Annotated in this window: 8 protein-coding genes; 2 read left to right on the forward strand and 6 right to left on the reverse strand. The window is 71.6% G+C overall.

What is annotated here, in order from left to right; all coding sequences use genetic code 11:
- Window positions 1–61 precede the first annotated feature (61 nt).
- Window positions 62–1,711, reverse strand: a complete 1,650-nt coding sequence (locus tag OG927_RS22965) for a sensor histidine kinase (protein WP_056794461.1) — start codon at window positions 1,709–1,711, stop codon at window positions 62–64.
- 153 nt (window positions 1,712–1,864) lie between these two features.
- On the opposite strand from OG927_RS22965, the gene OG927_RS22970 reads away from it, so the two are divergent.
- A complete protein-coding gene (locus OG927_RS22970; protein WP_330320700.1) occupies window positions 1,865–3,244 on the forward strand; it encodes a cation:dicarboxylate symporter family transporter in 1,380 nt (459 codons plus the stop codon).
- A gap of 532 nt (window positions 3,245–3,776) precedes the next feature.
- Window positions 3,777–5,009 carry a M48 family metallopeptidase gene (locus OG927_RS22975; protein ID WP_056794466.1) on the forward strand — a complete coding sequence of 411 codons (1,233 nt, stop codon included), beginning with the start codon at window positions 3,777–3,779 and terminating at the stop codon, window positions 5,007–5,009.
- Between the two features lie 118 nt (window positions 5,010–5,127).
- On the opposite strand, the gene OG927_RS22980 is transcribed toward OG927_RS22975, so the two are convergent.
- From OG927_RS22980 to OG927_RS23000, 5 genes are all read right to left on the reverse strand, one after another.
- The gene (locus tag OG927_RS22980) at window positions 5,128–5,757 is read right to left on the reverse strand and encodes an ArsR/SmtB family transcription factor (RefSeq protein ID WP_408058085.1); all 630 of its coding nucleotides are present in this window, start codon (window positions 5,755–5,757) and stop codon (window positions 5,128–5,130) included.
- Window positions 5,758–5,966: 209 nt separating this feature from the next.
- Window positions 5,967–8,333: a 1,4-alpha-glucan branching enzyme gene (glgB, locus tag OG927_RS22985; RefSeq protein ID WP_330320702.1), complete on the reverse strand. Its 2,367-nt coding sequence runs from the start codon at window positions 8,331–8,333 to the stop codon at window positions 5,967–5,969.
- 51 nt (window positions 8,334–8,384) lie between these two features.
- Entirely contained in the window at window positions 8,385–9,821 is a 1,437-nt protein-coding gene (locus OG927_RS22990) for a maltokinase N-terminal cap-like domain-containing protein (RefSeq protein ID WP_056794471.1), read from the reverse strand.
- 237 nt (window positions 9,822–10,058) lie between these two features.
- Entirely contained in the window at window positions 10,059–11,777 is a 1,719-nt protein-coding gene (gene treS / locus OG927_RS22995; protein ID WP_056794473.1) for a maltose alpha-D-glucosyltransferase, read from the reverse strand.
- A complete protein-coding gene (locus tag OG927_RS23000; protein WP_056794475.1) occupies window positions 11,774–13,888 on the reverse strand; it encodes an alpha-1,4-glucan--maltose-1-phosphate maltosyltransferase in 2,115 nt (704 codons plus the stop codon). The genes treS and OG927_RS23000 overlap by 4 nt, the downstream gene beginning before the upstream one ends.
- Between the last annotated feature and the right edge of the window lie 98 nt (window positions 13,889–13,986).

Below are 13,986 nucleotides of genomic sequence, written 5' to 3' on the forward strand. Positions count from 1 at the left end.
ATGCCGTCTCTGCCGGGTGCGTCGCCCCGGCCGCCCGGGTCGCTCACGCCCTTTGTCCCGCTCATGCCGTGGCCACCTCCGCCGTACGGCCCGCGAGCGGTAGCCGCACCGTGAACTCCGCGCCGCCGACCGGACCCCGGTCCAGGGTGACCGTCCCCCCGTTGCGGTGGACCGCCTGGCGCACCAGGGCCAGCCCCAGCCCGCGCCCCGTGCCGTGCGTCGTCCAGCCGCGCCGGAACACCTCGTCCGCGTCGTCCGGACCGATCCCCCCGCCGGTGTCCGCGACCCGCAGCAACAGCTCCCCGCCTTCGGTGAGCGCGGTCACGGTCACCAGGGCCCGCGTCGCGGTGCGCTGCGCGGGCAGCGGCGCCTCGCCGCCCGTCCCCGCCTCCGAAGCGGCGTCCACCGCGTTGTCGATCAGGTTGCCGAGGATCGTCACCAGGTCGCGCGGTGCCATGGACCGCGGCAGCGCCCCGTCGTCGATCAGGCTGTCCTCCGCGAGCACCAGCTCCACACCACGCTCGTTGGCCTGCGCCGCCTTGCCGAGCAGCAGCGCGGCCAGGACCGGCTCGGCCACCGCCCCCACGACCCGGTCGGTGAGGACCTGCGCCAGCTCCAGCTCCGCCGTCGCGAACTCCACCGCCTCCTCGACCCGGTCCAGCTCGATCAGCGAGACCACGGTGTGCAGCCTGTTCGCCGCCTCGTGGGCCTGCGAGCGCAGGGCCATGGTGAAACCCCGCTCCGAGTCGAGCTCGCCCGACAGGGCCTGCAGCTCCGTGTGGTCCCGCAGGGTCACCACGGTGCCGCGCTGCTCGCCGCCGACCACGGGGCTGGTGTTGACGACGATCACCCGGTCCGACGTCAGGTGCACCTCGTCGACCCGGGGCTCGGCCGCCAGCAGGGCCCCGGTGAGCGGCGCCGGGAGGGCGAGCTCGTCGACCTTGCGGCCCACCGACGCGTGCGTCAGGCCGAGGAGCTCCCGGCCCGCATCGTTGATCAGCGCGATCCGGCGCTGCCCGTCCAGCATCAGCAGTCCTTCGCGCACCGCGTGCAGGGTGGCCTCGTGGTAGTCGTGCATCCGGCCCAGCTCGCGGGCGTTCATCCCGTGCGTGTGCCGGCGCAGCCTGGCGTTGATCACGTACGTCCCGAGCCCGCCGAGCGCCAGCGCCGCACCCGCCGCCATCCCCAGGGCGCCGAGCTGTTCGCGCACCTGGGTGGAGACCCGCTCGACGGTGATGCCGGCGCTCACCAGGCCGACGATCCTGTCCCCGTCGCGGATCGGCGTGACGACCCGTATCGACGGCCCCAGGGTGCCGGTGTACGTCTCCGTGAAGGTCTCGCCGCGCAGGGCCGGGGCGGTGTTCCCGATGAAGGTCCGGCCGATCTCCGAGGGGTGCGGGTGGGTCCAGCGCACGCGGTCCGGATCCATGATCGTGACGAACGCGATGCCGGTGTCCGCACGGACCCGCTCCGCGTACGGCTGGAGTACGGCGGACGGATCCGGGGTACGGATCGCCTCCCGCACGGTCGGAGATCCGGCCAGGGCGAGGGCCGCGGTCCGCACCTGCCGGTCCGCGGTCTCCTCCGCCTGCGCCCTGCCGGAGGCGTACGCGAAGAAGGCGCACCCGGCCACGACCGCGGCCACGAGCAGGGCCTGCATCGCGAAGAGCTGGCCGGCCAGACTGCGGGGGAGCGTGCGGGACAGGCGCATGGCCCCAGTCTGCCTGCCGCGGCCCACCGGCCCAAGGTGGCTCGAAAGCGTCCGTGAACGATATGAACGCAAGGGTGACCGCCGTCACAGGGAAGTGAATAGTCACCGGGGCCCCCAGGGACGGGGAGCGACCGCAACCCCGAGGAGACCCCCGTGGCAGAGAAAGCCGCACGACGGGACCGTACGCACTATCTCTACCTGGCCGTGATCGCCGCCGTGGTGCTGGGCATCACGGTGGGCTTCGTCGCCCCGGGTGTCGCCGTGGAGCTCAAGCCCATCGGCGCCGGCTTCGTCAACCTCATCAAGATGATGATCTCGCCGATCATCTTCTGCACGATCGTGCTGGGCGTCGGCTCCGTGCGCAAGGCCGCCAAGGTCGGCGCCGTCGGCGGCCTCGCCCTCGGCTACTTCCTGGTGATGTCGACCGTGGCCCTGGCCATCGGCCTCGTCGTCGGCAACCTGCTGGAGCCCGGCTCCAGCCTCCACCTCACCGAGGCGGCCCGTGCCGCCGGCGAGAAGCAGGCGTCGGGAGCCAGCGAGTCCACCGTGGACTTCCTGCTCGGCATCATCCCGACGACCATGGTCTCGGCCTTCACCGAGGGTGAGGTCCTGCAGACCCTGCTCATCGCCCTGCTCGCGGGCTTCGCCCTGCAGGCCATGGGCTCGGCCGGTGAGCCGATCCTGCGCGGCATCGGACACATCCAGCGCCTCGTCTTCCGCATCCTCGCCATGATCATGTGGGCGGCCCCGGTCGGCGCCTTCGGAGCGATCGCGGCGGTGGTCGGCGAGACCGGCCTGGACGCGCTGAAGTCCCTCGCGGTCATCATGATCGGCTTCTACGTCACCTGTGCGCTCTTCGTGTTCGTGATCCTGGGCGCGATCCTGCGACTGGTGGCCGGGGTCAACATCCTCGCCCTGCTGAAGTACCTGGGCCGTGAGTTCCTGCTCATCCTCTCCACCTCCTCCTCCGAGTCGGCCCTGCCGCGGCTGATCGCGAAGATGGAGCACATGGGCGTCAGCAAGCCCGTCGTCGGCATCACCGTGCCGACCGGCTACTCCTTCAACCTCGACGGCACCGCGATCTACCTCACGATGGCCTCGCTCTTCATCGCCAACGCGACGGGCGACCCGCTGAGCATCAGCGAGCAGATCTCGCTGCTGATCTTCATGGTGATCGCCTCGAAGGGCGCAGCCGGCGTCACCGGCGCCGGACTGGCCACCCTGGCGGGCGGCCTGCAGTCCCACCGCCCCGACCTGGTCGACGGCGTCGGCCTGATCGTCGGCATCGACCGCTTCATGAGCGAGGCCCGCGCCCTGACGAACTTCGCGGGCAACGCGGTCGCCACGGTGCTGGTCGGCACCTGGACCAAGGAGATCGACCGGGCCCGGGTGGACCAGGTCCTCTCCGGCGCCCTCCCGTTCGACGAGAAGACGATGACGGACGACCACCACCCCGCCGAGGCGGACGCCGACGCGGACGTCCCGGAGGCCAGGGACAGCGGCGAGGACAAGCCGTCGCTCGCGAAGGTCTGAGGCACGGAAGGCCCGGCCCCGGGACGCTCTCGGGCCCCGGGAGGTTCTAGCGGCGCCCCGGGAATCCAGAGGCCTGCAACTCCGGCCAGAGGGTCTCCGGCCCCACGACGGCCCGAGGCTCCTGTGGGGCCCGGGGCCCTGGGCCCCACAGTCCGCGAGGCACCCCGCCGAGGGCTTCCCCCCGGACCTCGGCCGCCTCGCCCCGAACCGCCCGCACCGTCACGGTGCGGGCGGTTCGCGCTCCGCAGGGCGGGGCTCCGCCGGGCACCCGCACGGCCCGGCCCTTGCCTTGACGCCGACGGTCGGCGCCCGCCCGAAGCGCCGCCTCCTCCAGGACCTTGAGGACGTCTTCGCGGCACCGTAGGAAGGTCGTTGGGGGATCGCGGACACCCCTACGTGCCGTATGCCCCAGTGTGTCCGTCCGTAGCTTCCCGCCGACCTGGCGCTTGGGTAGGTTGGCGGGTTCGGGGCGGGATGGGTGGGGGTTTTTGTGGGTGAGGGTGCTCGGTTGTGTCCGGAGTGTGGGGCCGGGATGCCGGTGGACAGCCGGTTCGCGGCCTGGTGCGGCGTCTGCGACTGGAACGTGGACCCCGCTGAACCGGCGGAGGAACCGGGCCGGCTCGCGAGGGTGCGCCGCACACTGGCCCGCCGGCACGGCGAGCGGCTGCTCGCCGAGGTGAGTGCCGGCGGGGCACTCCGTCCGGGCAAGGACACCTCCGCCCTGCTGGCCCACGGGATCGCGCTCGCGGTTCACGGAGTGACCGTCGCCCTGGTGGCGGGGGGCGTCTGGTGTGTGGTGGGCGGATGGGGCAACCCCGTCGTGGTGGTGGCGGGGCTCTTCCTCGTCGCGCTGGGATGGAGCCTCAGGCCGCGGTTGCCGCGGCTGCCCAAGGACGCGCTCCTGCTGTACCGCGCCGATGCGCCCGCCCTGTACGGACTGATCGACGAGATCGCCCGGGTGGCCGGTACCAGGAGTGTGGACGTGATCGCGGTCGACGCCGATGTCAACGCGAGCGTGACGACCTGCGGTGTGCGCGGCCACCGTCTCCTGACGCTGGGGCTGCCCCTGTGGGAGACACTCGAACACCGGCAGCGGATCGCCCTGCTGGGCCACGAGCTGGGGCACTACAGCAACGGTGACACCCGACGCGGAGCCGTCTTCGGCACCGCGTACCGCTCGTTGACCATCTGGCACTACTACCTGGAGCCGACCGAGGACCCCGCGCCGCTGGAGATGCTGGCGAACCTCGTCTACCTGGTGCCCCGTTCGCTGGTCTCGGGCCTGCTGATGCTGCTCGACCAGCTGACCCTGCGGTCCAAGCAGCGCGCCGAGTACCTCGCCGACTCCGTTGCCGCCCAGGCCGGTTCCACCGAGGCGGCCGTGGAACTCCTGGACCGGCTGCTCGTCGCGGAGTCCGTCCACATCGCCCTGCGGCGCGAGAGCATCAGACTCCGCGCCCTCCCACGCAGTGCCGGCCGGTCCGAGGGGCGGCAGGACGGACTGTGGGAGGTCCTCGCGGCCCACGTCGAGTCGATTCCGGAGCACGAGTACGAGAGGCAGCGGCGCGTCGGCGCGCGGAGGGGGCACAGCGTCGACGACACCCATCCGCCGACACATCAGCGTCGCGCATGCCTGCTCGTCGGGGCGCCCGTACCCGCGGCCGTCGTGTCTGACGCCGACCGTGAACAACGGATCGCCGCCGAACTCGCCGACGCACGCGGACAGGTGGCCCGGCAGATCGTGCGGGACGGGGTCGACGGGTAGGTGGCCGGTCGTGCCGAACGCGCCGCCACCGCCGGGCACGGGCGTGAACGTGGCCGACAAGCCCCAGCTCGGGGCTTGTCGGACGGAATGTTCGGCACCGGCGGCGGAACCGCCGCCGTCACACCTCCGTGTGGTCGGCCGTCGGCTTCCGCGTGCGGCGCGTGGACGCGCGCAGCACCGAAGCGCCCACCGGGGTGAGCGTATGGAGCACACTCGCACCGTGCCGGCTGCTGGTGACCAGACCGGCATCCCGCAGCACGGTCGCGTGCCTGCTCGCGGAGGACGCGGAGACGCCGATGGCCCGCGCGATCTCGCCCGTCGTGGCGCCGCTCGCCGTGGTCCGCAGGACCGCCGCGCGGGCCTGGCCGATCAGGGCGGCGAGTGCCTTCTCCTGTCCGCCCCACGCCGCGTCGAGACAGGGAGCGGCCGGTTCCTGGAGGACCGGATAGCACAGGACCGGTTGCAGCTCCGGATCGGCGAGGCTGACCGGGGCACCCCAGCAGAAGTACGACGGTACGAGACGCAGCCCACGGCCGTTCAGATGCAGGTCCCGTTCCTCGGCGGGATATGTGACGGGCAGGACGGGGTTCTCCCGGCGCATCGTGGGTCCGGGATCGGCCGGCAGCCTCTCCACCCCCCGCGCCAGCAGCGCCCGCAGACGGGCGGCGCGCTCCGCCTCGACGCGGGCCTGTATGTGCTCCCAGTGCGGTGCGAGGACCGTGCGGTGACAGGCGCGCAGGATCCGCACCAGCTCCTGGCGCCCTGCGCGCCGGGTATTTCCGAAGTCCAGCGCGGTATGTCGGACGACCGGGACAACTGATCGACCTCTCCGGCTATCCGCGCGGGCGGAGCGTCGAGAATCGCGAGAAGTCCGCTTTCCGGTCGCACCCCCGGGCGGAACTGCCGCCCGGGGGTGCCGTGTACCTGGAGGGGCGGGCGCCCCGGTGTTCGCACCCGTCAGGCGGGCCGGAACCACACCGTCGCCAGGGGCGGCAGTGTCAGCGTCACACTCGTCTCCCGGCCGTGGGCCGGGACCGCCTCGGGCTTCAGCGGCTCGTCGTTGCGCACGTCGCCGCCGCCGTACCGTGCCGCGTCCGTGTTCAGGACCTCCACCCACGCCTCCGGGCCGTCCGGTACGCCGATGCGGTAGTCCTGCCGCACCACCGGGGAGAAGTGGGAGACCGCCAGCAGCGGCGAGCCGTCCGCGTCGTAGCGGACGAACGCGAACGCGTTGTCCTCCGCCGCGCCGCCGTCGATCCAGGCGAAGCCCTCCGGGGAGGTGTCACGCTGCCAGAGCGCGGGCAGCGCCCCGTACACCGCGTTCAGGTCCTTGACCAGGGTGCGTACGCCCAGGTGGTCGCCGGAGGCCTCGTACGCCGGGTCGAGCAGCCACCAGTCGGGGCCGTGGCCCTCGGACCACTCGGCGCCCTGGGCGAACTCCTGCCCCATGAAGAGCAGTTGCTTGCCGGGGTGCGCCCACATGAAGCCGAGGTAGGCCCGGTGGTTCGCGCGCTGCTGCCACCAGTCGCCGGGCATCTTGCTGACCAGCGCCTGCTTGCCGTGCACCACCTCGTCGTGCGAGATCGGCAGGACGTAGTTCTCGCTGTAGGCGTACACCATCGAGAACGTCATCTCGTCGTGGTGGTACTTGCGGTGCACCGGCTCCTTGCCGATGTACACCAGCGAGTCGTGCATCCAGCCCATGTTCCACTTGAGGCCGAAACCGAGGCCGCCCCGGTCCGTGGCGCGCGTGACGCCCTCCCAGGCGGTCGACTCCTCGGCGATGGTGACGACACCGGGGTTGCGCCGGTAGACCGTCGCGTTCATCTCCTGGAGGAAGGCCACCGCGTCCAGGTTCTCCCGGCCGCCGTGCTCGTTCGGCGACCACTGCCCGTCCTCGCGGGAGTAGTCGAGGTAGAGCATCGAGGCCACCGCGTCGACCCGCAGGCCGTCGATGTGGAACTCCTCGCACCAGTACGTGGCGTTGGCGACCAGGAAGTTGCGGACCTCCGTACGGCCGTAGTCGAATTCCAGGGTGCCCCAGTCCGGGTGTGCGGCCCGGTTCGGGTCCGAGTGCTCGTACAGGGGGCGGCCGTCGAACTCGGCCAGTGCCCAGTCGTCGCGCGGGAAGTGCGCCGGCACCCAGTCCATGAGGACCCCGATGCCCGCCGCGTGCAGCGCGTCGACCAGGAAGCGGAAGTCGTCGGGGGTGCCCATCCGGGACGTCGGCGCGTAGAAGCCGGTGACCTGGTAGCCCCAGGAGCCACCGAAGGGGTGCTCCGAGACCGGCATCAGCTCCACGTGGGTGAAGCCGAGCTCCCGTACGTAGGAGGGGAGCTGGGAGGCCAGCTGACGGTAGGTGAGGCCGGGGCGCCAGGACGGGAGGTGGACCTCGTACACCGAGAACGGGGACTCGTGCACCGGGCGGTCGCCCCGGTGCGCCATCCAGTCGCCGTCCTGCCACGCGTGATGTGGGGCGGCCACCACCGAGGCGGTCGCGGGCGGCACCTCCGCGTGGCGGGCCATCGGATCGGCGCGCTGGGTGTGCGAACCGTCGGGGCGGCAGATGTCGAACTTGTAGACCGCGCCCTCGCCCACGCCGGGGAGGAACAGCTCCCACACACCGGTGGAGCCGAGGGACCGCATGGGGAAGGCCGTGCCGTCCCAGTAGTTGAAGTCGCCCGCGACGCGGACCCCGCGCGCGTTCGGCGCCCAGAGGGTGAAGCGGGTGCCCGGCACGCCCTGGTGCTCCATCGGCTGCGCGCCGAGTGCCTTCCAGAGCTCCTCGTGCCGGCCCTCGCCGATCAGGTGCAGATCGAGTTCACCGAGCGCGGGAAGGAAGCGGTACGGGTCCTCCACCTCGATCGTGTTGTCGTCGTAGGCGACCTGGAGCCGGTACGCGGCGGGCACGGCGGGCAGCGGCAGGACCCCGGAGAAGAAGCCGTCGCCGTCGCTCTGGAGCTCGGCCCGCAGCTCCTCGGCCAGCACGGTCACCGAGTGCGCGAACGGGCGCAGCACCCGGAACTCCACCCCGCCGCCGGCCGGATGCGCGCCCAGGACGTCGTGCGGGGCGTGGTGCTCGCCGGCGAGCAGCCTGCCCCGGTCCCCGTCGTCCAGGGCCGTGGCCGGGAGGACCCCCTTGCCGCCGCCGCCGCGCCGGGGCCGGGGCGGCGCGGCGGCCGTCTTCCTGGCCCGGGCGCGCTTGGCGGGAGGAGGGGCGACGGGGTCGGGGGCCGGTGCGCCGACCTCGGTGGTCACCGGCTGCGGGCCGGGCGGGACCTCGATGGGCTCGGGCGACTTGCGGGACGGCTTGCGGGCGGTCACAGGGACGGCCTCCTCGGAGGGGGAGAGGTGGGAGGGGGAGGGAGCGGGGGATCACCCGGTCGTCGTGGCCAGGCGGTGGATGGCGGCCATCGGGACGGGCAGCCAGTCGGGGCGGTGCCGGGCCTCGTACAGCACCTCGTACACCGCCTTGTCGGTCTCGTGGGCGCGCAGCAGCTCCGGCTCGGCGCGCGGGTCGGCGCCCGACGCCCCGGCGTAGCCCTCGCAGAACGCGTCGCGGCAGCGTGCCGCCCACTCCGGGTTCCACGGGCGGTGCGAGCGGGCCGCGTAGTCGAAGGAGCGGAGCATCCCCGCGACGTCGCGCACCGGTGGCTGCGGACTGCGGCGTTCGGGCAGGGGCTTGGCGGGCTCCCCCTCGAAGTCGATCAGCGACCAGAAGCCGTCGTCGCCCCGCAGGGTCTGGCCCAGGTGCAGATCTCCGTGGATCCGCTGTGCGGCCCAGCCGCGGCCGGAGTGCCCCGGTGCGGTGACGGCGTCGAAGACGGCGCGCAGCCCCGGTACGTAGGGGGCGAGTGCGGGGACGGCCTGCGCGGCTGCCTCCAGCCGGTGGGTCATCCCGGCCACCAGGCTCCGGGTCCGGTCGTGGGCGAGGGCGGGCGTCGGCAGCGCGGCGGCGAGTGCCGTGTGCACCTCGGCCGTGGCCCGGCCGAGCGCCCGCGCCTCCGGGACGAAGCAGCGCCCCGCGCCGAGCGCGGCGAGGGCGAGCTGCCATCCGTCCTGCGCACCCCGCAGGAACGGCTGCAGCACACCGAGCGTGAGCGGCTCCGGAGCCGTCGCCTCGAACCAGGCCACCGGGGAGGGCACCCGGCCGCAGCCCTCGCGGCTCAGCGCGAGCGGCAGCTCGAGATCGGGGTTGGTGCCCGGGAACACCCGGCGGAAGATCTTCAGGATGTACGCGTCCCCGTAGACGAGCGAGGAGTTGGACTGCTCGGTGTCCAGGAGGCGCGGCGCGAGCCCCGGAGGGACCGGGGCCGTGCGGTCGAAGCGGAGGGTGCCGAGGGATCCGGGGTTACGGAATCGTTCCAGCAGGAGCCCGGCGACGCGCGGGTCGTGCAGGCCTTCGTACAGGGTGCGGCCGGCCAGCGGTCCGTCCGCCACCTGGCCGATACGGGCCGGGGCCAGGTGCGGGGGCAGTGCGGTGCGTACGCCGAGCAGCAGCTGGTAGCAGTCGCCGTGCGTCTGCGCGGGACCGCCGGGCTGGTGGGCGCGGACGAGGAGGTGCAGCAGTCCGGGGCCCGCGGCGGCGTTGTCCAGTGGCAGTATCTCGGTCGCCGAGACGAGGGAGAAGCCGGTGACCGGCTGTCCCTTGCCGGCGAACCACCGCTGCCGGGGGAGCCATTCGTGGAGCAGGGGGGCGAGGGACGGCAGCAGGGCCGTCGTGCCCGCGGTGCTCGTCGTACCTCTTCTTGTCGTCTTTCGTTGTGTCGTGCTCTTCGCCAGGGCGACTCGAGTGGATGCAGCCTCCGACATGGCATCGCGTCCTTTCCCCGGGCACACCACAGGATGCGAAGAGTGTCCCGGATTGCGGCAATGGCTGTCCGGCTGTGCGGGACGTGTCGGGTGAGGAAAGTCCGTACGGACTCGATCAAAGGGCCCGAAGAGCCAGGAAGGGCCCGGAAGCGCTCGATATGGGGTGAGGGTGCCCCGTGCGGGGCGGCGGAAACCGCCCCGCACGGGTGCCGGAACCGAGGCTCCGTCAGCTGTCCGTCACAGCCCCTCGCCGGCGGCGGGGGCGGTCTTCCGCAGCCGGAACCAGTAGAAACCGTGGCCCGCGAGCGTCAGCAGGTAGGGCCACTGGCCGACGGCCGGGAAGCGGACCCCGCCGATCAGCTCCACGGGATGGCGTCCGTCGAACGCCCGCAGGTCGAGCTCCGTCGGCTGTGCGAACCGCGAGAAGTTGTGGACGCACAGCACGAGGTCGTCCTTGTACTCGCGGGTGAACGCGAGCACCGCGGGATTCGACGAGGGCAGCTCGTCGTACGTGCCCAGGCCGAAGGCCGGATTCTGCTTGCGGATCTCGATCATCCGCCGCGTCCAGTGCAGCAGCGACGACGGTGAGGCCATCGACGCCTCCACGTTGGTGACCTGGTAGCCGTAGACCGGGTCCATGATCGTGGGGAGGTAGAGTCGCCCCGGATCACTGGAGGAGAAGCCGGCGTTGCGGTCCGGCGTCCACTGCATCGGGGTGCGCACGGCGTCGCGGTCGCCCAGCCAGATGTTGTCGCCCATCCCGATCTCGTCCCCGTAGTAGAGGATCGGGGAGCCGGGCAGGGACAGCAGCAGCGCCGTGAACAGCTCGATCTGGTTGCGGTCGTTGTCCAGCAGGGGTGCCAGTCGCCGGCGGATGCCGATGTTGGCCCGCATCCGCGGATCCTTGGCGTACTCCGCGTACATGTAGTCGCGTTCTTCGTCCGTGACCATCTCGAGCGTGAGCTCGTCGTGGTTGCGCAGGAAGATGCCCCACTGGCAGCCGGACGGGATCTGGGGCGTCTTCGCCAGGACTTCCGAGACCGGATAGCGGCTCTCCCGCCGTACGGCCATGAAGATCCGCGGCATCACGGGGAAGTGGAACGCCATGTGGCACTCGTCGCCGCCGGCCCGGTAGTCGCCGAAGTAGTCGACGACGTCCTCCGGCCACTGGTTGGCCTCCGCCAGCAGCACGGTGTCCGGGTAGTTGGCGTCGATCTCCTTGCGGACCCGCTTGAGGAAGTGGTGGGTCTCCGGGAGGTTCTCGCAGTTGGTGCCCTCGCGCTGGTAGAGGTACGGCACGGCGTCGACGCGGAAGCCGTCGATGCCGAGGTCCAGCCAGAAGCGGAGGGCCGAGACGATCTCCTCCTGGACCGCCGGGTTCTCGTAGTTGAGGTCGGGCTGGTGCGAGAAGAAGCGGTGCCAGTAGTACTGCTTGCGCACCGGGTCGAAGGTCCAGTTGGACGTCTCCGTGTCGACGAAGATGATGCGCGCGTCCGGGAACTGCTTGTCGTCGTCGGCCCAGACGTAGTAGTCGCCGTACGGCCCGTCCGGGTCCGTGCGGGACTGCTGGAACCAGTCGTGCTGGTCACTCGTGTGGTTCATGACGAAGTCGATGATCACGCGCATGCCGCGCTGGTGCGCGGCGTCGACGAACTCCACGAAGTCGGCGAGGTCACCGAACTCGGGCAGTACGGCGGTGTAGTCGGAGACGTCGTAACCACCGTCACGCAGCGGGGACTTGAAGAACGGCGGCAGCCAGAGGCAGTCGACGCCCAGCCATTGCAGGTAGTCCAGTTTGGCGGTGAGACCCTTGAGGTCGCCGACGCCGTCGCCGTTGGAGTCCTGGAAGGACCGGACGAGTACCTCGTAGAAGACGGCGCGCTTGAACCAGTCGGGATCGCGGTCCTTGGCGGGAGTGTCCTCGAACAGGTCGTGGACAGGCTCGTTGACGATCATGGTGTGGGTGACCCTCCGGTCGGCGGGGACGGTCGCAGGACCACGATGTGCGCGGGTGTCACACCCGGTTCCAGGCGCACATAGAAGGTTCTGCCCCAGTGATAGGTGGCGCCGGTGAGCTCGTCGCGCACCGGCACGCTCTCGTGCCGGTCGAGGCCGAGGCGCGGCATGTCCAACGAGACCGTGGCCTCGCGGGTGTGGTGAGGGTCGAGGTTGACGACCACCAGAACGGTGTTCGAACCGGAGCGCTTGCTGTACGCGATCAGTGCGTCGTTGTCGACGGAGTGGAAGTGGACGTCGCGCAGCTGCTGGAGCGCCGGATGGCGTCGCCGGATCCGGTTGAGGGCGGTGATCAGGGGTGCCAGCGAGCGGCCCTCACGCTCCGCCGACTCCCAGTCCCTGGGCCTGAGTTGGTATTTCTCCGAGTCCCGGTACTCCTCGCTCCCGGGATGCACCGGGGTGTTCTCGCACAGCTCGAATCCCGCGTACACGCCCCAGGAGGGGGACAGGGTCGCGGCGAGCACGGCCCTCGCCTCGAAGGCCGGACGTCCGCCGTCCTGGAGGTAACCGGGAAGGATGTCGGGCGTGTTCACGAAGAAGTTGGGCCGCATGTACGAGGCACTGTCGCCCGAAAGCTCGGTCACGTACTCGGTGAGCTCCTGCTTCGTGTTACGCCAGGTGAAGTAGGTGTAGGACTGCTGGAAGCCGACGGCGGCCAGCGTGCGCATCATCGCGGGGCGGGTGAAGGCCTCGGCCAGGAAGATCACGTCGGGGTCGGTGCGGTTGACGTCGGCGATCACCTTCTCCCAGAAGACCACCGGCTTGGTGTGCGGATTGTCGACCCGGAAGATCCGTACGCCGTGGTCCATCCAGAACCGCAGGATGCGGACCGTCTCGGCGACGATTCCCCGCAGGTCCCGGTCGAAGGCGATCGGATAGATGTCCTGGTACTTCTTCGGCGGGTTCTCGGCGTAGGCGATGGACCCGTCGGCGCGGTGGTGGAACCACTCGGGGTGCTCCTCCACCCAGGGGTGGTCCGGGGAGCACTGGAGCGCGAAGTCCAGCGCGATCTCCATCCGCAGTGTGCGGGCGGTCTCCACGAGGTGGTCGAAGTCCTCGAGCGTGCCGAGATCCGGGTGGACGGCGTCGTGCCCGCCCTCCGCCGAACCGATCGCCCACGGCACACCCGGGTCCCCGGCACCGGGGGAGAGGCTGTTGTTGGGGCCCTTGCGGTGGGTGGTGCCGATGGGGTGGATCGGGGGGAGGTAGACGACGTCGAACCCCATCGCGGCGACGGCCGGAAGGCGCTCCGCGGCGGTACGGAAGGTGCCGCTGACGATCCCGGGCGGCGCTGGGGGCAGCTCCGCCCTCACCGCGGCGGCCTTCCTCTTCGCCGCCGCGGCGGTCTTCGTGGCCTTCGCCGTCTTCACGGTCTTGGCGGCCTTCGCCGCGCGGGCCGGCTTCACCGGGGCGGCAGGCTCCGTCCGCGCACCCTCGGAGCGCGGGAACATCTCGTACCAGGAGCCGTACAGGGCGCGCCGGCGCTCGACGACCAGCGGCAGCGGGCGGGACGCGCTGACCAGCTCTCTCAGGGGGTGGCGTCCGAGTGCCTCGTCCACCTCGGGGGTCAGCGCGGCGGCGAGCCTGAGGGCGGCGGGACGGCCGGTGTCGCGCAGCGCGTCGACCGCGGCCAGCACCGCCTCACGCCCGTCCCGCTTCGGTACGCCGGCGGCGGCGCGTTCGTACAGGGCGGCCCCCTCGTCGAGGACCAGCGCGGTGTCGATGCCGGCGGGGATCTTGATCCGCGCGTGGCCGCGCCAGGTGGTGACCGGATCGCTCCACGCCTCCACGGTGTACGTCCAGTGCCCCTCGGCATCCGGGGTGACGTCGGCGCCCCAGCGGTCCGTGCCCGGGGAGAGCTCGCGCATCGGCGTCCAGGGGCCGGGCCGTCCGCTCGGGTCGCACAGCACGACGTCGGCGGCCACCGCGTCATGACCTTCGCGGAAGACGGTGGCGCTGACCTGGAAGGTCTCGCCCGCCACGGCTTTGGCCGGCCGTCGGCCGCAGTCGACGAGGGGGTGGACGTCCAGGACGGGAATACGACCGATCACGGAATCACCTGGGGGCAGTAGCTCGGCATGCACGGGGCGCGGCGTGGGCGTGAGGGGCTGGCCACGCGCGCCGCGATGGAGGGGGTGCGTCCTTTGTA

Origin of the sequence: Streptomyces clavifer (genome assembly GCF_036345975.1) — a bacterium.
Lineage (GTDB): Bacteria > Actinomycetota > Actinomycetes > Streptomycetales > Streptomycetaceae > Streptomyces > Streptomyces clavifer.

Excerpts from the sequence above, each read along its gene's own strand:
- OG927_RS22965 (WP_056794461.1), bottom strand. The coding sequence starts at position 1,711 with ATGCGCCTGTCCCGCACGCTCCCCCGCAGTCTGGCCGGCCAGCTCTTC.
- OG927_RS22975 (WP_056794466.1), top strand. The coding sequence starts at position 3,777 with ATGCCGGTGGACAGCCGGTTCGCGGCCTGGTGCGGCGTCTGCGACTGG.
- OG927_RS22990 (WP_056794471.1), bottom strand. The coding sequence starts at position 9,821 with ATGTCGGAGGCTGCATCCACTCGAGTCGCCCTGGCGAAGAGCACGACA.
- treS (WP_056794473.1), bottom strand. The coding sequence starts at position 11,777 with ATGATCGTCAACGAGCCTGTCCACGACCTGTTCGAGGACACTCCCGCC.